This window comes from Pelagibius sp. (assembly GCF_028289705.1).
Taxonomy (GTDB): Bacteria; Pseudomonadota; Alphaproteobacteria; order Kiloniellales; family Kiloniellaceae; genus Pelagibius.
In genome coordinates this window covers 31,457-52,069 of the sequence record NZ_JANQOI010000097.1, presented here as the reverse complement: position 1 = coordinate 52,069, position 20,613 = coordinate 31,457, and the positions used below count along the sequence as shown (strand labels likewise).

General features: G+C 67.1%; 15 protein-coding genes. 5 read left to right on the top strand and 10 right to left on the bottom strand.

Features of this window, described 5'->3' with window-relative positions:
- From Q0996_RS13200 to Q0996_RS13190, 3 genes are all read left to right on the top strand, one after another.
- Positions 1–1,043: ABC transporter ATP-binding protein (locus tag Q0996_RS13200; RefSeq protein WP_299620265.1), on the top strand; the 1,043-nt coding region annotated here is incomplete at its 5' end.
- Positions 1,036–1,893, top strand: a complete 858-nt coding sequence (locus Q0996_RS13195; RefSeq protein ID WP_299620262.1) for a DUF427 domain-containing protein — start codon at positions 1,036–1,038, stop codon at positions 1,891–1,893. The genes Q0996_RS13200 and Q0996_RS13195, both read left to right, overlap by 8 nt.
- Positions 1,894–2,250: 357 nt before the next feature.
- Positions 2,251–3,495: an alanine--glyoxylate aminotransferase family protein gene (locus tag Q0996_RS13190; RefSeq protein WP_299620259.1), complete on the top strand. Its 1,245-nt coding sequence runs from the start codon at positions 2,251–2,253 to the stop codon at positions 3,493–3,495.
- A gap of 20 nt (positions 3,496–3,515) precedes the next feature.
- On the opposite strand, the gene cphA is transcribed toward Q0996_RS13190, so the two are convergent.
- Genes cphA through Q0996_RS13175 form a run of 3 tightly spaced genes read right to left on the bottom strand, consistent with a single transcriptional unit; the run spans position 3,516 to position 7,997 of the window.
- Positions 3,516–6,248 carry a cyanophycin synthetase gene (cphA, locus tag Q0996_RS13185; protein WP_299620256.1) on the bottom strand — a complete coding sequence of 911 codons (2,733 nt, stop codon included), beginning with the start codon at positions 6,246–6,248 and terminating at the stop codon, positions 3,516–3,518.
- Positions 6,249–6,297: 49 nt separating this feature from the next.
- Positions 6,298–7,545 (bottom strand): MFS transporter, encoded by a 1,248-nt coding sequence (locus Q0996_RS13180; RefSeq protein WP_299620253.1) that lies wholly within the window; start codon positions 7,543–7,545, stop codon positions 6,298–6,300.
- A gap of 53 nt (positions 7,546–7,598) precedes the next feature.
- Positions 7,599–7,997, bottom strand: a complete 399-nt coding sequence (locus Q0996_RS13175; protein ID WP_299620250.1) for a GFA family protein — start codon at positions 7,995–7,997, stop codon at positions 7,599–7,601.
- A gap of 346 nt (positions 7,998–8,343) precedes the next feature.
- On the opposite strand from Q0996_RS13175, the gene Q0996_RS13170 reads away from it, so the two are divergent.
- Entirely contained in the window at positions 8,344–9,072 is a 729-nt protein-coding gene (locus Q0996_RS13170) for a DUF1194 domain-containing protein (RefSeq protein ID WP_299620247.1), read from the top strand.
- Here Q0996_RS13170 and Q0996_RS13165 read toward each other — a convergent pair.
- Positions 9,069–10,154: a phosphatidylserine/phosphatidylglycerophosphate/cardiolipin synthase family protein gene (locus tag Q0996_RS13165; protein WP_299620244.1), complete on the bottom strand. Its 1,086-nt coding sequence runs from the start codon at positions 10,152–10,154 to the stop codon at positions 9,069–9,071. The genes Q0996_RS13170 and Q0996_RS13165 overlap by 4 nt on opposite strands.
- Before the next feature lie 253 nt (positions 10,155–10,407).
- On the opposite strand from Q0996_RS13165, the gene Q0996_RS13160 reads away from it, so the two are divergent.
- Positions 10,408–11,412, top strand: coding sequence for an adenosine deaminase (locus Q0996_RS13160; protein ID WP_299620241.1), 1,005 nt, complete (start codon positions 10,408–10,410; stop codon positions 11,410–11,412).
- Between the two features lie 39 nt (positions 11,413–11,451).
- On the opposite strand, the gene Q0996_RS13155 is transcribed toward Q0996_RS13160, so the two are convergent.
- From Q0996_RS13155 to Q0996_RS13125, 6 genes are all read right to left on the bottom strand, one after another.
- On the bottom strand, positions 11,452–13,596 hold the full coding sequence (locus Q0996_RS13155; protein ID WP_299620238.1) for a hypothetical protein: 2,145 nt from the start codon (positions 13,594–13,596) through the stop codon (positions 11,452–11,454).
- Positions 13,597–13,840: 244 nt separating this feature from the next.
- Positions 13,841–15,142, bottom strand: a complete 1,302-nt coding sequence (locus Q0996_RS25485; protein ID WP_322096706.1) for an ABC transporter permease — start codon at positions 15,140–15,142, stop codon at positions 13,841–13,843.
- Between the two features lie 3 nt (positions 15,143–15,145).
- Complete coding sequence (locus Q0996_RS13140) at positions 15,146–16,129, bottom strand: ABC transporter permease (RefSeq protein WP_299620235.1); 984 nt, start codon at positions 16,127–16,129, stop codon at positions 15,146–15,148.
- A gap of 87 nt (positions 16,130–16,216) precedes the next feature.
- A complete protein-coding gene (locus tag Q0996_RS13135; protein WP_299620232.1) occupies positions 16,217–17,767 on the bottom strand; it encodes an ABC transporter substrate-binding protein in 1,551 nt (516 codons plus the stop codon).
- Between the two features lie 99 nt (positions 17,768–17,866).
- Complete coding sequence (locus Q0996_RS13130; protein ID WP_299620229.1) at positions 17,867–19,366, bottom strand: sulfatase; 1,500 nt, start codon at positions 19,364–19,366, stop codon at positions 17,867–17,869.
- A gap of 3 nt (positions 19,367–19,369) precedes the next feature.
- Complete coding sequence (locus Q0996_RS13125; protein WP_299620227.1) at positions 19,370–20,452, bottom strand: M14 family metallopeptidase; 1,083 nt, start codon at positions 20,450–20,452, stop codon at positions 19,370–19,372.
- Positions 20,453–20,613: the final 161 nt, after the last annotated feature.

Below are 20,613 nucleotides of genomic sequence, written 5' to 3'. Positions count from 1 at the left end.
AAGCCCGTCTCAGCCTCGACGCCGTCACCCGCGTCTTCGGCGGCGGGACGCTGTGGCACCGCCTCGGTTTGGCGCGGGAGCAGGTGCTGCGCGCCGCCGACGGCGTGAGCTTCGGGATCGGCCGCGGCGAGACCGTGGCGCTAGTGGGCGAATCCGGCTCCGGCAAGTCGACCCTGGCCCGCATTCTCATCGGCCTGGACGGCGCGACGGCGGGGCGGGCGCTCTACGACGGCCGGGACATCGCCCGCCTGCCCGCCCGGCGCCGGCCGGAGGCGCTGATCCGCGCCCTGCAGATCGTCTTTCAGAACCCCGACGGCACCCTCAATCCCGCGCACCGGGTCTACCGCATCCTGGCCCGCGTCGTCCGCCGCCTGGGGCTGCGCGACCGCCACGCGGTCAGCGCGTGGGTGGCCGAACTGCTGCGCCTCGTCCGCCTGCCGCCGGAGGCCGCCGGGCGCTATCCCCACGAACTCTCCGGCGGTCAGCGCCAGCGGGTCGCCATCGCCCGGGCCTTTGCCGGAGAGCCGGAGCTGATCATCGCCGACGAACCGGTCTCGGCCCTCGACGTTTCGGTGCAGGCGGCCATCGTCAACCTGCTGGCGGATGTGCAGGACAGCGCGCGCACCGCGATCCTGTTCATCAGCCACGACCTGGCCCTGGTGCGCCATGTGGCGGACCGGGTGGTAGTGCTCTACCGCGGCCAGGTGATGGAGTCCGGCCCCGTCGAGGCGGTCTTCGCCGCGCCGAGCCACCCCTACACCGAATCCCTGCTCGCCGCGGTGCACCCGCCCGACCCGGATCACCGCCCGATGGTGCTCGCGGCACCGGAGGAGGGTGCCGAACAAGCGCCGCCTCTGGCGGGCTGTCCCTTCGCGCCGCGCTGTCACCGGCGCATCGGCGCGCGCTGCGTCGAGCAGGCGCCGCCGCGCCGCGCCCTCGGGCAGGGTGATCATCAGATCCTCTGCCATCACGAACCGGCGGCCCTGGCGACGCCGCCCCCGCTTGCCAGCTTTCCCGAGACGGAGGCCTCGATCGATGCGTAAACCTCATCTCCTGGGCCGTGGTCCCCACCTGCCGGTGCTCGACCGGGTCGTCCAGTACGACTTCGAGCCGGGCTATGTGGTCTTCACCATGCCGGCGCCCAAGCGCCTACGGGTGGAGGCCGGCGGCACCCTCCTCGCCGATACCGTCGAGGGCCTCATCCTCTTCGAGTCCGACCACCTGCCGATCTACTATTTCCCCGTCGGCGACGTGCGCATGGACCTCTTCGAGCGTAGCGAACGGCGCACCAGGTGTCCCTTCAAGGGCGAGGCCGCGCATTACTCCCTGAAGGGACAGGGCGACGCCTACGACGATATCCTCTGGCGCTATGCCCAGCCGCTGCCCGCCTGTCCGCCCATCGGCGGCTATGTGTCCTTCTACTGGCACGAGGTCGATCACTGGTACGAGGAGGACGAGGAGGTCTTCGTCCACGCCCGCGATCCTTTCCGGCGGGTCGACTGCCTGCCGTCGAGCCGCCGGGTCCAGGTCTTTTTCGACGGCGAGCAGGTGGCTGATTCCCGCCGCGGTGTCTTTCTCTTCGAGACTGGGCTGCCGACCCGCTACTACCTGCCGCTGGAGGACCTGCGCGCGGACTTGCTGCTGCCCAGCGACATGTCGACCCGCTGCCCCTACAAGGGCGAGGCCAGCTATCACCGCATCAAGGTCGCGGAGGAAGCCCGCGACGGCATCGTCTGGTGCTATCGCAACCCGGTGCCCGAAGCGGCGCGGATCAAGGGGCTGGTCTGTTTCGCCGACGAGTTCGTCGACCACATCCTGGTCGACGGCATCGAGCAGCCCAAACCGGTCACCGCCTTCTCCCACGGCTACAACTACCACGGCCACAAGGATTAGAATTTTTCGCGATTTCTGGTCTCGCTTTTTTGCAGGAGCCTGACCTAATACGAAGCCTTGTCCGTCAACGGGTCACGGCCCTTCCACCTACCAAACCGTCATTGCCGGGCTTGTTCCGGCAATCCATGGCGGTCCGAGTCTCGGTCTTTCCATGGACCCTCGGGACAAGCCCGAGGGTGACGATGTGGGTGGGAAAGGTCTTGGCAAGCCATTGAAATCAAATCATTCAATTCGAACCAGACACCAAGAACGATTCTCACCGAAATCGCAGCCCCCTCGTCGTGTGCCGGGCTTGCCCCGGAGAGCGGGCGCGCATAGGCTCCTTTGGCCGCTGCCAATGACATGCTGGATTGCGCGATGACTCTGCGTAACGGACGGGAATTCCTTGCCATTCCGGGGCCCACGACGGTGCCCGACGAAGTGCTTCAGGCCATGCATCGCCCGGCCATCGAGATCTATGCCGGGGCGCTGCTGGATGTCACCACGAGCTGTCTGGACGACCTGCGGCGGATCTTCAGGACCGAGGGCCGCACCTACATCTACGCCGCCAACGGGCACGGTGCCTGGGAAGCCGCCCTCAGCAACACCCTGTCGCGCGGCGACAAGGTGCTGACCCTGGGCTCCGGCCTCTTCGCGCCGGCCTGGGGGGAGATGGCGGCCTCCCAGGGCCTTGTGGTCGAGGAACTGCCCGCCAGCTACCGCCACGCGGTGGACCCGGCGGCGGTGGAGGCACGGCTGCGCGCGGACACCGCGGGCGAAATCAAGGCGGTCCTGGTGGTCCAGGTCGACACCGCCTCCAGCGTCGTCAACGATATCCCGGCGATCCGCCGGGCCATCGACGCCGCGGGCCATCCCGCGCTCTACATGGTCGACGCCATCGCCTCCCTGGGCACCATGCCTTTCGAGATGGATGCCTGGGGCATCGATCTGGCGGTCACCGGCTCGCAGAAGGGCCTGATGACGCCGCCGGGGCTCAGCTTCGTCGCCGCCGGCAAGCGCGCGCTGGCGGCCCACGAGACCGCCGACCTGCGCACCTTCTATTGGGACTGGACCCAGCGCGAGGGCCCAAGGCACTACCAGAAATACTGCGGCACGCCGCCGGAGCACCTTCTGTTCGGGCTGCGCAAGGCCATGGACATGCTCTTCGAGGAGGGCCTGCCGGCGGTCTTCGAGCGCCACCGCATCCTGGCCGAGGCGACGCGGCGGGCGGTTGCCGTCTGGGCCGAGGGCGGAGCACTTTCCTTCAACGTCGTCGAAGCGGAAGCCCGCGCCAACTCGGTGACGACCGTGTTGCTCGACGGCCACGATCCGGCGGCGTTCCTGACCTACGCCGACAAGGTTTGCGGGGTGGTCCTGGGCATCGGCATCGGCGACCTCACCGGCAAGGCCTTCCGTATCGCCCATATGGGCCATGTGAACGCGCCGATGATCCTGGGCACCCTGGGGGTGGTGGAGACCAGCCTTTCCGCCCTCGGCATTCCCCATGGCAAGGGCGGCGTTCAGGCCGCTGTCGACTGGCTGGCGGAAGCCGCACCCGCGGCTGAGGTCGCCGGCGGGGCCGGTGGGCTCGGTACGCCGCGGGCTGCCGCGCCGGGAGAATAGAGTCTGGACGAGCGGCGCGTCTAACCAGCGGCCTTGCCGCCGTAGTCTACGATCCGTTGCCAGCCCCAGTCCAACAGCCCCGTACATATCAGGAGCAGATCGCCCGCTTCGGCGATCTCGAGTCCTTTGTCGATGGCGGCCCGGTCGGAATCGATGGTGAGGATGTTCTCCGCCGCGATGTCTCTTGCCAGCAGCGCCTGGGCGAGGCGTTTGGGGATTTCCTCGGAAGGAAAGCCGCGGACGGATTCCAGATCGTCGCTGCGTCTGACGTTGCGCGAGCAGATGAAGACGTCGAACTGGCCGGCGACGATCTCTGCGATCTGCGGAATGTGGTCGCCATGGCGATGGCCCGTGCTGGCCAGCACGCAGATGCGTCGCCCCTCGGCCTTCATCTCACGCACCGTCCCGCAGATCATCGCCAGACCTTCCGGGTTGTGGGCATAGTCCAGGACCGCGGTGAAGGGGTGCCCATCGAAGACGTTGAATCGGCCCGGATTGTCCGCCGGGTCGGTACCGAAGGTGGCGAGCGCCGCAGCGATGCCCTCATTCGACAGGCCGAGGCCGTGGGCCAGGCCGACGGCGAACATCGCATTCTGCACGTTGTGCCTGGCTGCCCCGCCCAGGGTGGCCGGGACCGCCTTGACCGGCAGGACGGCCTCGTGCGTCTCCCGGCTGTGCAGGGTGATCGTCGGGTCCCGGTCCACCGCTTCCAGGGTGACGGCCAGGCCGCCTTGGTCCAGGTGTTCGCGCAACAGCGGGCTGAGAGTTCCTGCGGAGACGAGGCAGACCTGATGCACCTCCTTGTGCCGTGCCAGGGCGAGACAGCGCGGATCGTCGGCGTTGAGCACCGCCAGCTTGCGGGCGGCTTCGGCGACCCGGCCCTTGAGGGCGGCCATCTCGTCCAGGCTGTCGATGCCGTTGAGGCCGACGTGGTCCGAGGCCACGTTGATGACCGCCCCGACATCGCACCAGTCCACCGCCAGGCCGCCCTGGAGCAGGCCGCCCCTGGCGCTTTCCAATACCGCCGCCTCCACCGTGGGGTGGCGCAGCAGCACGCGCGCGCCGGTGCCGCCGGCGAAGTCACCCTTGACGGCCATCCTGCCGTTGATATGGACGCCTGCGGTGGTGACCAGGCCGATGACCTCGGCGCCGATCTCCGTGCCGGCGCGGCGCAGGATATGGGCCAGCATGCGCGAGGTCGTCGTCTTGCCGTTGGTCCCCGTCACCGCGGCGATGGGAATGCGCCCGTTGTGCCGGTCGGGGAACAGCAGGTCGACGATCGGCCCCACCACATCGCGCGGCGGGCCCTCGGCAATCTGATGCGGGCGCAGCCCCGGCGAGATGTTGACCTCGCAGATCGCGCCTCCCACCTCCCGGTAGGAGCGGCCGATGTCCGGGGTCAGAAAGTCGATTCCCACCACGTCCAGCCCGACCACCCGTGCCGCCCGCTCCAGCATCCAGCGGTTCTCCGGGTGCACATTGTCGGTCACGTCGACGGCGGTGCCGCCGGTTGAGATGTTGGCGGTCCGGCGCAGAGAGACGACCTCGCCGGCGGGCGGAACGCTGTCGGAGGTGTAGCCGCGCTCCTTCAGCAGACCCTCGGCCTGTTCGTCCAACTCGACCCGGTTCATCAGCTTGCTGAAGCCTTCGCCGCGCCGAGGGTCCGCGTTCAGCGTTGCCAACAGTTCGGCGATGCTGCTTTGCCCGTCGCCGGTGACCGCGGCGGGGATGCGCCTGGCCGCGGCGATCATCCGGCCGTCCACCACCAGCACCCGGTGGTCGTCCCCGGGAATGTGCTTTTCCACCAGCACCTGGGCGCTGTGGCGGCGGGCTTGGTCAAAGGCCGCGCCCACCGCCTCGTCGTCGCCCAGGTTCAGCGAGATGCCCAGGCCCTTCTTGGAGTCCTGCGGCTTCACCACCACCGGATAGCCGATCTGCCGGGCCGCCCGCACCGCGGCCTCGGCATTGAGTACGCTGATCTGCGCGGCAACGGGGAAGTGGGCCTCGCCCAGAACCTGGCTGGTCGCCGCCTTGTCCCTCTGGATCCAGGTCGCGATGGCCGAGGTCCGGTCGGTGACCGACTCGCGGATGCGCCGCAGGTGGCGGCCCTGGCCGAATTGGACGATGCGCTGGTTGCGGTTGAGGATGAACCAGGGGATGTCGCGCCGCTCGGCCTCTTCGACGAGTGACCTGGCGGTCTGGTCGAGGGCCATCGCGCCGGCGCGGCGCCGGAAGGCGGCCAGCGCCGTCTCGGGCTCGAAGGTCTTGGGCAGGCGATGTTGGGGCCGTGCGTCCGGCGGCAGCAGGGCCAGCACCAGGTTGATGGCCAGGTGGCCGGCCAGCAGGGCGATGTCCGGGTCGTGGTAGCGGTAGAAGATGTCCTGGACCTTGCCCTGGCCCTTGCGTCTGGTGCCGGCCAGCATGACCGCTTCGCCCAGGCTGCGCTGCAGCTCGACGGCGATGCGCGCGGCCACGTAGCCCAGGGGAAGCTGTGGGAATGAGCGCAGCTCTGTTGCGAAACCCGCGGCCTGGTTGTCCCGCCCGGGATGCTCGGCCAGGCCCGGCAGCAGCTTGAGCAGCGCCTCGGCCGCCTCCGCGCCGGCCTGGCTGTTGGGCCAGTAGGCCGGCCCTTCGACCCGCACGGCGATGTGGGCCAGCGGCTCCGCCGCAAGCAGGTTGGGCCCAAGGTAGGCGCGCGCCTTTTGGATGATCATGTAAGCCTGGACCGAGCTGCTCCCACCGCCGCGCAGCATAGCGGTTGCCTGCAATGACGTCCAAGCGCCAAGGACTTCGCCTGGCCTGTCAACCGGGCTGGGGCCGCACCTTCCTCGGCCGCTCCGCCAGGCGTGCCAAGGCCGCGGCGAGCAGGCAGTAGAGCGCGGCGCCGGCGGCGATCCGCTCGACCGCAAAGCCCAGGTCGATCAGTACGCCCATGAAGGCCGGGGCGAGGCCGGAGGAAAAGACCATCGCGGCCTGGCCGAAAGCGCGAATCGCACCCAGGTGGGAAGTGCCGTAGAGCTCCGCCCAAAGTGCGCCGAGCAGCACGCCGGTGATGCCGGCGCTGACGCCCAGAAGGCCCATGAAAACCGGCGCCGCAAAGGCCGCATCGCTGGAGGCCAGGACGAGACAGGCCATAGCGAGTGGTGCCAGAAACAGGGTGACCAGGCGCCGGGCGGTGAAGCGGTCGACCAGCAGCCCGCCAACGATCAGGGTCGTGACCGAAGCGGCGGCGAACACGAGGTAGGAGCCGGCCAGGAGGGCAAGCGGCCAGCCTTTGGTCTCGGCCAGATGGACCTGGTGGAAGATGAGCCCGGTGAAGATGAACGAAGGGGCCAGCAGAGCCGGCAGCCGCAGCCAGAGGCCGCTGTCCCGCAGGACGGCGGCCAGGGCCCAATCCGCCGCCGCGTCACCGGCGAAGCCCGCAAGACGCCGTGCTTGCAGGGCGGCGTCGCGTGCGCGCTGACCCTTCAGCAGGACGAAGACCAGGGGCGACAGGGCCAGCAGTGTCAGCCCGGCGCCGGCCCAGATGGCCTGCCAGGCGGCAACCGCCAGGGCGGCGACCACAAGGCCCGGCAGAAACGCATCGCCGAGGGTATGGCCGAGGGACGCCAGGGAGACGGCGCGCCCGCGCTCTGCGGAGAAGTAGCGCCCCATGGCGACGATGGCGCTGTGGCTGGCAAGACCCTGGCCGAAGAGACGCAGCCCGAAGATCGCCGGCAGAAGGAGGACCGCGCCCCATTGGAGCTCCAGGGTTCCGGCCAGTCCCATGAGCAGGCACATGGCGGACAGGCCCACCAGGGTCGCCGCAGCGAAGGCCGCCAGGGGCACGCGGTCGATCAGCCGGCCGAGCCAGACGAGCACGGCGGCGCTGATCAGGGTTCCCATGGAGTAGATGCTGCCGAAGTCCCCGTCGCTGAGATCGAAGGCCCGGCGGATCTCGCCGCCGAAGAGTGCGATGAAGAAGGTCTGCCCAAGGCTCGAGCAGAAGCACATGAAAAAGCCGAAAGCGATCAGCCGGCCGTGGGCGCGCAGGAGGGAAAGCGGAAGCATCGGCCCTTCTACGCCGATCCCGGGTCGGCGGAAAGGACAGAGAAATTGTCTCTTTAGCTGCCGGTCTTCTCGTACTTCGGCAGATCGTCGTCCAGGTGGACCCAGGGCAGCCGTTCGGCCCAGTGGACATGGAAGTCCGGGACGAAGTCCTCCGGCGTCTCCAGGCCCGCCGCGTAGAAATGGGTTTCGTCCGGCCAGCGGTCGCTCTCATAGGCGATGGGGGTGCCGCAGGTGGCGCAGAAATAGCGCCGTACCCCGGGCGAGGAATGATAAACGGCGGGTGTCTCGCCGGTGAAGCGGTAGGCCGACTTGGCGACCCCCATAAAGGTGGTGAAGGGCGCGGCCGTGTTGCGCCGGCAGGAGGCGCAGTGGCAGTGGCCGCGCCAGTTCTCCGGGCCTTCGTACTCGTAGGACACCGCGCCGCAGAGGCACCGTCCGCGCTTCATTTCCATCGCCATCTCCTTTGTTCAAGGAACAGCTTATCTAACCGCCGAAGGGGAGTCAGCCGCGGCCTAGAGCGGATCATGTTTAGACGCAAACACCTTCGTGTTTGCGTCTAAACATGTGAATCCGCTCTACACTTGAGAATTAGAGCAGATTCACCTGGTTCGATGGATCGCTCCGGCGATTCCATCGAACCAGGATCTGCTCTAGGCGGATGTGCCGTATCCGCAGCGCCGGCAACCGGCTAGACTGCCCCCGGGCACTGTGGCGCAGGGGCACGCCGGTCGAAGGAGCGAACGACGGAGATCGATCATGAAATGTCCTGGACGGCCTTTGCGGGCAATTGGCGTTTGCGTGGTTCTGGCTGTGCTGGCGTCGGTGAGCCCGTCGCGGGCCGCCGAACGGGTCGACCTCGAACTGGTGCTGCTGGCCGATGCCTCCGGCTCCATCGACGACAGCGAGATCTTTTTCCAGCGCCAGGGTTACGCCGAAGCGATCACCGATCCTGACATCCTGGCGGCCATCGGCCTGGGCCAGGACGGCAAGATCGCGGTCACCTACGTCGAATGGGGTGATGCCACCTCCCAGGAAGTCGTTGTGCCCTGGACCATCATCGACGGCGAAGCCTCCGCCGCCGCCTTCGCCAAGCAGCTTCTGGAGGTGCCGCGGCTGGCCTTCGGACGCAACGCCATCGGCGCGGCCATCGCCGCCGGTCTCGCCCTGATCGAGGGCAACGACATCGAAGGCGACCGCAAGATCATCGACTTCTCCGGCGACAGCGCCAACAACTGGGGCGGCATTCCCATCGAAGTGGCCCGCCAGGCGGCCCTGGCCTCTGATGTCTCCATCAACGGCTTGGCCATCCTCTGCCGGGTCTGCGCCACCGGCCGTCCGGTTTCCTACGATCTCGAGGCGGCCTTCGAGCGCGAGATCATCGCCGGCCCCGCCTCTTTCGTGGTGACGGCCGACGGCGAGGAGAGCTTTGCCAGCGCAGTGCGCCGCAAGCTGCTGCTGGAGGTGGCCGGCGTGCCGGACGAGCAGACCTTCCGCCTGCGCCTTGCCGCCGCCCGGGGTGCCAACTAGGGCGCCGCGGGAACGGCGACGCCGTGGGCGGCGATCATGCGCTCGATTTCCTCAAGGGCGAAGGCGGCGAGGGCTTCCTGATCGGCTTGTGCGTCCGGATCGTCTTCGTCGAGGTCGCCGATCAATAGAATGTTCTCGTCGTTCAGCCGGTTGGCCGGGCCGGTGTAGTTGAAGCTGCCGGCGATGACCAGCGACGAATCGATCACCATCAACTTGTGGTGTAACTTGCCCAGTCCGTTCTTGCGTGAGGCCAGAAAGGCCTCGCCGCCGGCATTGGCGACCAGCCGGGTCGCCGCCCAGTCGCGGTTGCCCTGCCCGGAATCGAAGATGCCGCGGACAGTCAGGCCGGCCTGGGACATCGCCACCAGCGCGTCGTCGATGCCGGAGGACTGGGAGAACGTGAAGATGGCGAAGTCGATCCGCTCGCGCGCCTTCAGGATCTGCTTCATGATCTCCATTTCCGGCGCGTGGTCGGGGGCGAAGAGTGCGCGCACCCGCAGGCCCGCCACCCGGTTGTTGCGCGGCGAGGGGTCATGGCGGTTGCGCTTGCGCCCGAAGGTGCCGGTCCAGATCTCCTCGAATTCCAGGTCATATTCGTTGCAGACCCGCTGGTCGTGCAGGATCACCACGTGGTTCAGGTTGCGGCCCACGCCGGTGGGGGTGAAATTGGTGGAGCCGGCCAGCAGGGCGCGGCGGCTCTTGCCGCTGTCGCGCACGATGAACTTCTGATGGAAGATCTCCGGGTTGTAGTCGGCCCGGGCGTCGATGTTGGCACGCAGCATGGCGGCGAAGAGGGCGCGGTTCTCCTCGTCCTCGGCGCCACCCTCCGCGAAGGGATCGGCCGGCGGATTGCCGGCACGCAGGTAGTCCTGCTCCAGCACGATGCGCACCCGGACGCCGCGCTGCCTGGCGCGCACGAAGGCCTCGGTGATGGCGCGGGATTCGACTTCCTGTATGGCGACATCCAGGGAATCGCGGGCCCGGTCGATGAAGTCGACGATGGCCGCCTCCAGGTCGTCCGGCGCGCCGATGGCGCTCGGCCCCATGTGGAATTCGATGCGGTCGTTCAGATTGAACGGCATGGTCGCAACCCCCGCTGTGACCGTCGTGCGATACCACCAATTTAACTTCTTCCGGGTTACAGCCCAAAGACGATCTCGGAGCTGTTTCCGCGCAGAAGGGGTGGGGCCCGCTGCGCAAAGGGGGTGGCGTGGGAATTTCTGGCCCGAACCGGGCCGCCTTCCCGGTCGACGCGGGGGCCCCGACTTCGCTATAACCCTGCAACCCAAATTCGCCGCCCAATGGAATCCATCGGGCGAAAGGACCGACCATCGCGTGAGTGACTTCGTATCCGGCCTACCGAAGGCCGAATTGCATCTCCACATCGAGGGCTCGCTGGAGCCGGAGATGATGTTTGCCCTGGCGCAGCGCAATGCCATCACGCTGCCTTACGACTCGGTGGAGGCGCTGCGCGCCGCCTACCGCTTCGGCAACCTACAGGACTTCCTCGACCTCTACTACCAGGGTATGTCGGTGCTGTTGAGGGAGGAGGACTTCTACGACCTCACCCTGGCCTATCTGCGCCGGGCCGCCGCGGACGGTGTGCGCCATGCGGAGATCTTCTTCGACCCCCAGGGCCACACCGGCCGCGGCGTCGCCTTCGATACGGTCTTCCAGGGCATTCACCGCGCCTTGCGGGACGGTGAGCATGAGCTGGGCGTCAGCTCCAAGCTGATCCTCTGCTTCCTGCGCCATCTCTCGGCCGAGGACGCCATGGCGACCCTGGAGGAGGCGATGGACTACCGCGGCGCCATCGTCGGCGTCGGCCTCGATTCCACCGAGAACGGCCATCCGCCGGAGAAGTTCGTCGGCGTCTTCGAGCGTGCGCGGGCCGCCGGCTTCCGGGCCGTGGCCCATGCCGGCGAGGAGGGCCCGCCGGCCTATGTCTGGGGGGCTTTGCGCGCGCTGGCGGTGGACCGCATCGACCACGGCAACCGGGCGCTGGAAGACCCGGCGCTGGTGCGCGAGCTGGCCCAGCGGCGCATGCCGCTCACCGTCTGCCCGCTCTCCAACCTGCGCTTGGGCGGCGTCAAGACCATGGCCGAGCATCCGCTGAAGACCATGATGGACCAGGGCCTCTGCGTCACCGTGAACTCCGACGATCCGGCCTACTTCGGCGGCTACGTCAACGACAACTACCGCGCCGTGCAGGACGCGCTGGGGCTGAGCGACGCCGAGCTGGCGCGGATCGCCCGCAACTCCTTCGAGGCCTCTTTCCTCGACTCCGAGACCAAGGCCGCCCACCTCGCCGCCGTGGATGCCTACGTGAATGCCGGGTGAAGAGGAATAAGGTGGGCGGGTCACCCGCCCATCGGAGCCTTACGGCGTCTTCTCCCTGCGCAGCGCCTCACGGAAGATGTTCATCATGTTCTGGGTCGGCGGATCGGCAGATTTGTCGAACCCGATGCCATCCGGCGACAGCGCCAGCATGAGGTCGGTGATCGTGATGTCCTTCAGAGCCGCCTCGGCTTGCGGCGCCGCAGCCATCAACCTTAGCGCCTGGGCCCGGGCGCGATAGAAGCCTTCCATGCGCTGAAGGTAGCGATAGCGGTTGACGACGATCTGGACGAGATAGATCAGAAGGGCGACCACCGCGATACGCGTGGCGATGCGGCTCGCCCGGCGCAGCTCGTCGGCATCGGTTAAGGCGCGGGCCAGGAGTTCGGTGCCTTCCTGCACATTCATCAGCGTGTCTTCTTGCTGCTTCAGAGCAACAACAGCATCGCTGTGCAATGTGACCACCCGAGCTTCCGATTCTCGATCGCGGTCCCAAGCTGAGATCGTTTCTCTTGCCGAGTCTCGCAGCTTGGCGGTGCCTTCCGGATAGCCGCTACCGTGCTGTGAGATGATCGACAACAAACCATTGAGTGCCTGCGTGACGCGCTCAGGGTTCTCCTGCCACGAGCCGTCGCGCGGCAGGTTGCGCAACGCCTCATTTGCCTCTCCCGTCACCGAGCTCCTCCAAACCTGGCTTCCCGCTCCGAAAAGGTAGCCGTCCGGGCCTACTTCCAGCGCGGTTATCCAACCTGCCAGTCGTTCCCCGGCGACGTTCTCGGCGCGTATTGGCGACCAACTCAGTCCGTCTTCCGAGCGCAAGAGCAGAAACCTCGGGTCGCCAAAGTCACCCTCGTAACCTGCCGCAAGCAGGGCGCCACTGGGTGTCGCGAAGATTCCTGTGAGCCCGCCTTTCAACCGCCCGCCTTCAGGATTCTGCGGACGGATCGGCAACCAGCTCTGCCCGTTCACAGAACGCAGGATCAGGGTATATGCACCACTTGCCTCTGCCCCAGTCCCGTCCTGTGGCCTGCCGGTGCCAACTTCGGTCCCTACGGCAATACGGCTGCCGTCTGGGGCAAACAGCAAGGCGCTTAGGTCACCCCTGAGTCGTTCACCCTGAGTCGTCGTTGGACGGACCGCAGACCATGTCTGGCCATCTACGGAACTGAGAATGACCACTTCTGCTTTGCGGAAGTCACCTTCATACCCTGTGGCGAGCAGAAGACCATCGGTCGTCGCAGTCAGGCTGTTCAATCGTCCCCTGAGCCTCTCGCCCTGGTCGTCCTTCGGATGGATGGCTGACCAGTTCTCTCCGTTCTCGGAGCGGAGAATCAGATGAAACTCATCGACGGTCTCTTCAAGAATCCGGTTTTCGGAGCCGGCTGCAAACAGGGTGTTGTCCGTGGCCACAGCGAAGCTGCTCAACCATCCCTGAAGCCGTTCGCCCTCGGTGTTCAATGGACGTATCGGCAACCAGTTCAGCCCGTTGCCGGAACGCAGGATCAGGACTTTTGGACTGTTGATTGCGCCCTCAAAGCCGGCAGCGAGGAGGGTATTGTCCGAGGCCGTCGCGAACGCGTTGACCCACCCTTTGAGCCGCGCCCCCGAGGTCTCGATAGGACGAAGGGATGACCAGCTTTGCCCGTCGTCGGATCGCAGTATAAGAATCTCTGCGTTGGTGCTGTCACCCTCCAGTCCTGCAGTGAGCAGGCTGCCATCCGGGGCCACCATGACATCGGCCCACCTCCCGAACGGTCCGGCGGGCTCCTGGGGTTGCCAGAGGGCCAGAGGGGCACTCATCAGGGAATCAGCCTGACCCAGCAGCCGGTTGCGCCGGTCGGCATGGTTCTGCAGGCCTTCTCTAATCGAACTCAGTTCACCGTCGAGGTCCTCAAAGCGCGCCTGTGACTCAGCCACCTGATCGCCAAGCCGACGAACGGCTCCCTCGGCGTTCTCCAGCGATTGCATCGGCGGCGCTCCGCCGAATAGCCTTGTCGTCAAAAAGTCGATTTGACCGATCAGCGGCGGCAAAACGAGCAGCAGAATCAGGCCGATCACCACGATGACGACAATGAGCCTGAATTGCCGGGACGCCTCCGTTCCCAGCTCCTTCGCGCGGTCCTCGCACCAAGCGGCGATTTCGTTCACCACCGCGGCCGAGCCGCCGCTTTGTTGCCCCTCGCTCATCGGCACGTCTCGAATGCCCGCGCGGAAGACGCGCAGGGTGTGAGCATTCCACGACCTGAAATGTCATGTAAAGGCTGTTGGTCAACGATTGCGGAGTAGGCCGAATGCCGCAAAACGGACTTTCAGCTTATGCTGCTGCTTTCACTGTCCCCGCCAACCGGCATTCGTTCTTGGGCCAGAAGAAGAAAACGCTGGAGTTCGTAGGCTTCGGTGCAGGGCGCGGCTTTCTGCGCCGTCTTGCGGATCAGCGTTGCAGTCGGGGGTTCATCACGTCGCGCAGTTCGTCGCCCACCAGGTTGATGCTGGTCACCGTGATCAGTAGGGCGACGCCGGGCAGCACGCTGATCCAGGGATAGCCCGACAGCAGGTAGTCGAAGCCGTTGGAGATCAGCAGGCCGAGGGAGGGCTCGGTGACCGGCAGGCCGACGCCGAGGAAACTCAGGGTGGCCTCCAGGGAGATGGCGTGGGCGACCTCCAGGGTGGCGATGACGATCAGGGAAGGCAGGCAGTTCGGCAGGATGTGGAACAGGATCACCCGCGTGCTGCTCAGGCCCAGGCACTGCGCCGCCTCGACATACTCCTTGTTGCGCTCGGCCAGTGCCACACCGCGGGCCACCCGCGCGTAGAGCGCCCACTGCACGATGACCAGGGCGAGCAGCACGTTGAACACGCCCTTGCCCAGCAGCGCGAGCAGGATCAGCGCCACCAGGATGGTCGGAAAGCTGAGCTGCAGGTCGACCAGCCGCATGATCAGGGCATCGACCCGGCCGCCGTAGTAGGCGGCATAGAGACCCACCAGCGTGCCGATGGTCAGCGCGATCAGCACGCTGGTGACGGCGACGATGAGGCTGATGCGCAGGCCGTAGAAGATCGCGCTCATCATGTCGCGGCCCTGGTCGTCGGTGCCCAGCCAGTAGGTCATGAGATGGCGGCGTTCGCCGCCGGAGGCCGTGACCTCGAAGCGAAACGTCTCACCCGCCGAGGCGGGCAGGGTCAGCACCAGTCCCGCCAGGTCCGCCGGGGCGAGCTTCCAGACGTTGCGGAACGCGCTCTTCTCTCCGGCTGAGAGCGTGCTGCCGCGCGGCAAGCGCCTGATCTGCACTTCGGTGAGCGGATCGAGCGGCCCGCCGGCCGTCGCGGTGATCCCGAGGGCGTAGGACTGCGGCGCCCCCGGTTGCGGCGTCAGCGCGATGCCCAGGGCGGTGAGCGGCGCGTCGCCGCTGCGCCCCACCGCGGTGAGGTCGAGCGTTGCTGCGGCCTCGCCACCCAGGCCCCCGACGCTGGCCCGCACTGCGATCTCCGCCTCCTTCGACAGCTTGGGCGAGCCCGGCAGCAGGCGGCCGTCCTCCAGGTCGATGTCCAGCAGGTCGTAGGGATTCTGCGGCGAGATCACCGGTGCGAAGGCGGCGATCAGGACGATCACCACCAGCACCACCAGGGCCGCCACCGCGATGCGGTTCTCGGCGTAGTCGCGGGCGACGCGGCGGAAGCCCGTCGCTTCGCTCTGAGCCCGGGGCAGATCGCCCGCTTCGGCTTCGGCGGTCACGGCTCAGGGACCCGAGCGGTCGTGGCCCAGCCGGATACGCGGGTCGACCACGGAATAGAGGATATCGACGATGAGATTGACGGTGATAAACAGCAGCACGATGACGATGAGGTAGGCGACAATCACCGGCCGGTCGAGGATGTAGACGCTGTCGATGATCAGCTTGCCCATGCCGGGCCAGGAGAAGACGGTCTCGGTGACCACCGAGTAGGCGATGAGCCCGCCGAGCTGCAGCCCGACGACGGTGATCAGCACCACCAGCGTGTTCTTGAAGATGTGCACATAGACGATGCGCCGGCGGCTCAGGCCCTTGGCGCGGGCGAACTTGATGTAGTCCAGCATGACGATCTCGCGCACGTTGGCGCGCATCAGGCGGATCACCAGGGCGCATTGGAAAAGGGCGAGATTGGCCGCCGGCAGCAGCACGTGGCGCCAGCCGTCCAGCGTCCACAGGCTGGAGGTGATGCCGAGCACCGTGTCCACCTCGCCGCGGCCGCCGGACGGCAGCAACGTCAGGCTGACGGCGAGCACGAAGATCAGCATCAGGCCCTGCCAGAAGTTGGGGATGCTGACCCCGATGATGGAGGTGCCCATGATGAAACGCGCGGTCTTGGTGTGCGGGTTGAGCCCGGTATACATGCCCAGCGGAATGGCCGCCGCCAGGGCCATCACCATGGCGACCAGGACGAGCTCCAGGGTCGCCGGCATGCGTTGCAGCACCAGCTTCAGGGCCGGTTCGCTGAAGGCGAAGGAGCGCCCGAGATCGCCTTGCACCAGGTTGCCGAGGAAGACCAGGAACTGCTCCCACAGCGGCCGGTCGAGCCCGAGAATCCGCACCATGCGGTCGAACTCTTCCTGATCCGCCTCGGTGGAGACCAGCACGTCGACCGGATTGCCGATGACGTAGACGCCGAGGAAAACCAGTGCCGAGAGCACGGCCACGACGACTGCGCTCTGCAGCAGGCGGCGAATGATGTAGGTGGTCATGGGCCGGGCGCACTCCTCCGCGGCGTTACGATCCGGCCGGAACGCCGGGCACGCGAAGCCGGCGTGGCCCCGCGTGCCCGCACAGCATTATTCACGCACCACGGACTCGGCAAGGCTGGCTTCGTCGGCGCGCGGAATCACCCGCAGCCCCTTGCGGGCCGCCCAGCAGGCGACCTGATAGTGGGTCGGGATGATCGGCACGTCGGCGATGGCCACGGCCGTCGCCTGCTTCAGCAGGGACTCGTAGGTCTCGCCGTCCACCGTGCTCAGGGCACCGGTCAAGAGCTCGTTGAACTCGCCATGCTCCCAACGTCCGTAGTTGTTGCGCTGCCCCTCGCCGAGCGCCGGCAGCAGGATCGCCGAGGATTCCCCGGTCGCCGTGGCGAAGCCGATCTGGGCCATGGTGAACTCGTTCTTCCGCGCCTTGCCGAAGTATACGGCCACGGGCATGGTCTCGACCTGGACTTCCACACCGATGCGCGACAGCATCTGCGCCACCGCCTGGGCCAGCTTGGCATCGTTGATGTAGCGGTTGTTGGTGGCGTGGATGGCGAGCCTGAAGCCATCGCCGTAGCCGGCCTCCGCCATCAGTTGCCGGGCCTTTTCCAGATCCGGCTCGGGCATGGGGATGTCGGAGTTGTGCCCGCCGAAGCCCTCGCCGACGATCTGATTGGCCGGCACCGCCAGCCCCATCATCACGTCGTCGACGATGGCGTTGCGGTCGATGGCCAGGTTGAAGGCCTGCCGCACCCGGAGGTCGCTCAGCGGATTCTTGATCGGGCTGCCGTCCTTGGCGGTGATGTGCTCGGCCTGCTCCCGGTGGACGTCGAGGGACCAGTAGAGCACGCGCGTCGAGGCGGTGCAGGACACGGTGATGTCGGGGTTCTCTTCCAGCCGGTCGATGTCGGTGGTCGGCACCGAGGCGATGACGTCGACGTCGCCCGACAGCAGCGCGGCGACCCGCGCCGGGTTGCTCTTGATCTCGCGGATCGTCACCTTGTCCCACTTCGGCTTGCCCGCCCAGTAGTCCGCATTGGCGACATAGGTGGTGCGGTCGCCGGCCACGAATTCGACGAACTTGTAGGGCCCGGTGCCGTGGGTCTTGCTGCCGTCGTTGAACTCGGTGGGCTGGGTGTCCATGCCGATGCTGCGGCTCACGACGGGCACGCCCATGAGGGCGCGGGGCAGCAGCGGATAGGGCGTCTTGGTGTGAACCTGCAGGGTATAGTCGTCGACGGCCACCGCCTTGTCGACCTTGACCGTGCGCCGCTTGTAGGTCGAAGGCGCGTTGGGCACGTTGGGCACCCGCTCATAGCTGAAGACCAGGTCGTGGGCTGTGAAGGGCTCCCCGTTGTGGAACTTGACGTCGTTTCTCAGCTTGAACTCCCAGACCAGCGGGTCCTCGGTCGCCCGCCAGGATTCGGCGAGGCCGGGGCCCGGTTCCATCTGCGGGCTGGTGGTCAACAGGGTATCGAAGGCGTGCATCGCCAGCTCGTGGTTCGATCCCAGCGCCTGATAGTGCGGATCGAGCGAGGTCGGCGCGGTCGCCACGCCGATTATCAAGTCCTCCGCAAGTGCCGGCCCCGCCATGAATGCGGCAACCAACATCGCCGTCCCAAGACGCATCGTTTTTTTCATTGTCGTTCTCCCTCCGTCGTCGGCTTGTCGGACCTCAGTTCCTCTTCCGGTTCCCCCGCCTGGGGGTTGGGGCCGCACGCGCCTGCAGGGCGGACGGCCCTAGTAGCGGGTCGATCGCTGGGGCCCCGAGCCGATCGCCCCCATCAGCGCATCGACATGACGCTCCAGCGCCGCAAGCTTGATGTCGCGGCTGTCGGCCCTGTCCCACAAGTCCTCGAACTCGCCGGGATCCTCCTCCAGGTCGTAGAGCTCGCCCAGGTCGTGGCCGCGAAAGGTGACCATCTTATAGCGCCCGTCGAAGCTCATCACCGCCCGGGTGCGGTCGTTGGTGCCTTCGCTGAAGTTGCAGGAGTCCAAAAACTCCGAGACCACGGCCCGCTTGCCGGTATCCTCCGTCTGGCCACGCAGCACGGGCAGCAGCGAGCGGCCCTGCATGGCCTCGGGAATCTCCAGCCCGGCGCTGTCGAGCAGCGTCGGCGCGACGTCGATCAGCTCGGCCAGCGCGGCGATGCTGCGCCCCCCGGGAAAGGCCTTCGGCCAGCGCACGATCAGCGGCACCCGCACCACCCCGTCGAAGAAGCGCGCGCCCTTGAAGACCAGGCCATGGTCGCCCAGCAGGTCGCCGTGGTCGCTCTGGAAGACGACGATGGTGTTGTCCAGCACGCCCCGCTCCTCCAGGGCGTCCAGCAACTCGCCGAGGTGACGGTCGACCATCTCGATCATGGCGTAGTAGCCGCACTTCAGCAGCCGCCCGTTGAAGGCGCCGTCGTCCGCCGGCGCCGGGCCGTCGGGATCGGGAATGGCGGTGCTGAGCGGATTGCGCGCGATGGTGTTCTGGGCGCGGATGTTGGCGAAGCGCGTCTGGCGCTCCAGGTCCGCGTCGCGGAACAGCGGTGGTGCCATGGTGGCCGGATCGTAATGCGCCAGGAAATCCTCCGGCGGCAGGTAGGGCGGATGCGGGTCGTAGGGGTTGATGCTGAGCAGCCAGGGCCCCTCGCGCTTTTCGTCGACGAAGCGCAGCGCCATCTCGTTGGCCCATTTGGTCTGGCGCAGGGCCTCGTCGGGCCCCGGCCGGATCACGTCGCCCTGGCTGACCTTGGAGCGCCCGGGATCGCGGATGGTGTAGCGCGGCACCACCGCCTGGGGGTCGAGCCCCTTCTCGTCCCGCAGCCAGGCCAGATAGGCGTTGGTATCGTCGGCGCCCTCGCCGGTATAGGGCAGGTTGGAGGCGTGGAACACCCGGTAGCCGTCGTCATAGCGCGTCTCGCCGAACTCGGAGCTGGCGATGTGCAGCTTGCCCACCAGACCGCAGTCGTATCCGCCGTCGGCCAGCAGCCTGGTCACCAGAACCTCTTCGCCGGGAAAGTGGGAGGCGCCGTTTCGGTAGACGCCGTGCGCGGCGCAGTAGCGCCCGGTGACGAAGCTGGCCCGGCTCGGCGTGCAGACGGTGCTCTGGGCGTAGGTGCGGGTGAAGCTGATGCCCTCGGCGCAGAGCCGGTCCATGGCGGGCGTGCGGATGTGCGGGTTGCCGAGGGCGGCGATGGTGTCGTAGCGCTGAGCATCCGTGCAGTACCAGAGGATGTTCGGCCGCTCCTCCATGGTTTACCCCTCGATCCTCTTTAACGCGATGCCGACGACGTCCTTGCCCCGCTCCCAGACCTTTTCCATCCATGCCCGCTCTTCGGGATAGAAGCTGTCTTTCAGGTCCCGCTTGATCTGGCGGCCGAGGTCGCTGTCCAGCGCGCCATGGGCGTGCAACCAGGTGTCGGCCCGCACGGCCAGGCGCACCTTCGCGCGCTCGCGGGTGCCGTATTCGAGGCCGACGGAGGCCCAGTCCAGGCCCTGGAGCGGCGGCCGGAAGCCGTTGAGGATACTGCCTTTGGACCCGGAATAGGCGGACCCCTCCGCCCCGGTGCTGTGGACCTGCTCGCCGTACCAGTCGAACAGCAGGTCGTAGACCGCCTCGCCCGGCTTGCTCGGGGTCATGAGCTCGCCGTAGCCGTAGGGCCCCAGCCCCGTGTGCACGTCGATCAGCACCGCCCGTTCGGCCGCTTTCAGGAAGGTGCCACAGACCTCCGTCAGTATGCGGTTCGACCAGGTCGCCTTGTCGCCGCCGTAGTGGACGTTGTCGGGATGGCGGTATTGCCCCTTGCCGATCGCCTTGCGCACCGCGACCTCGCCGTGGACGTCTTCGGCCCTGGCAATCGCGTCCGCGCAGGCGGCGAGGGAGGCTTCGTCCCAGTTGCGCGGAATGGTGTGGGCGGCCAGCTCCTCGAAGAGATCGTTTTCCGGGTAGAGGCCGTTCTCGTGGTCGACGAAGTTGCGGTTGAGGTCCACGTTGTCTTCGTTGACCCGCCGGATCCAGGCAAAGCCGTAGGGGTTGACGGCGTGAACGAGCAGCAGGGCGGTGTCGCCGCCCGGTCGCGGCGCGGCCGCGTCGCGCAGCAGCCCCACCTGGATGCCCGAGCCGGCGAAGCCCTCCGCGCCATGGGTCGCCGAGGTCACGACCACGACCCCGCGGGCGGTCTCCGGCCCGATCCGGGCCACGTCCATGAACAGCGCTTCGCCCTGCGGGCCCTTCTCCGGGTTCGGGTAGCTCGTCACCTTGACGCCGGCATCCAGGCAAGCCGACAGGAAGCGCGCGCGGGCGTCGCTGTAGGTTGCCGAATAGTATTCGTCGATCATCGAGCGGCGTTTCTCCGGCCCGGCGCAGGACCCCGCGAAGCCGGGAAAACTCAACCGACCGCGAGATGATCAGGGCAGCCGGCGGCGAACTGAAAGAGGGCGGCACCCAAGCACCAGAACGAAAAAACTACGGGTAGAAGAGATATAATTTCAAATTCTTT

Bases quoted from the DNA above. Each gene is read 5' to 3' on its own strand.
- Q0996_RS13130 (WP_299620229.1), bottom strand. From the start codon at position 19,366: ATGGAGGAGCGGCCGAACATCCTCTGGTACTGCACGGATGCTCAGCGC.
- Q0996_RS13175 (WP_299620250.1), bottom strand. From the start codon at position 7,997: ATGGAAATGAAGCGCGGACGGTGCCTCTGCGGCGCGGTGTCCTACGAG.
- cphA (WP_299620256.1), bottom strand. From the start codon at position 6,248: ATGCTGCGCGGCGGTGGGAGCAGCTCGGTCCAGGCTTACATGATCATC.
- Q0996_RS13140 (WP_299620235.1), bottom strand. From the start codon at position 16,129: ATGACCACCTACATCATTCGCCGCCTGCTGCAGAGCGCAGTCGTCGTG.
- Q0996_RS13165 (WP_299620244.1), bottom strand. From the start codon at position 10,154: ATGCCGTTCAATCTGAACGACCGCATCGAATTCCACATGGGGCCGAGC.
- Q0996_RS13180 (WP_299620253.1), bottom strand. From the start codon at position 7,545: ATGCTTCCGCTTTCCCTCCTGCGCGCCCACGGCCGGCTGATCGCTTTC.
- Q0996_RS13195 (WP_299620262.1), top strand. From the start codon at position 1,036: ATGCGTAAACCTCATCTCCTGGGCCGTGGTCCCCACCTGCCGGTGCTC.
- Q0996_RS13125 (WP_299620227.1), bottom strand. From the start codon at position 20,452: ATGATCGACGAATACTATTCGGCAACCTACAGCGACGCCCGCGCGCGC.
- Q0996_RS13190 (WP_299620259.1), top strand. From the start codon at position 2,251: ATGACTCTGCGTAACGGACGGGAATTCCTTGCCATTCCGGGGCCCACG.
- Q0996_RS13135 (WP_299620232.1), bottom strand. From the start codon at position 17,767: ATGAAAAAAACGATGCGTCTTGGGACGGCGATGTTGGTTGCCGCATTC.
- Q0996_RS13155 (WP_299620238.1), bottom strand. From the start codon at position 13,596: ATGAGCGAGGGGCAACAAAGCGGCGGCTCGGCCGCGGTGGTGAACGAA.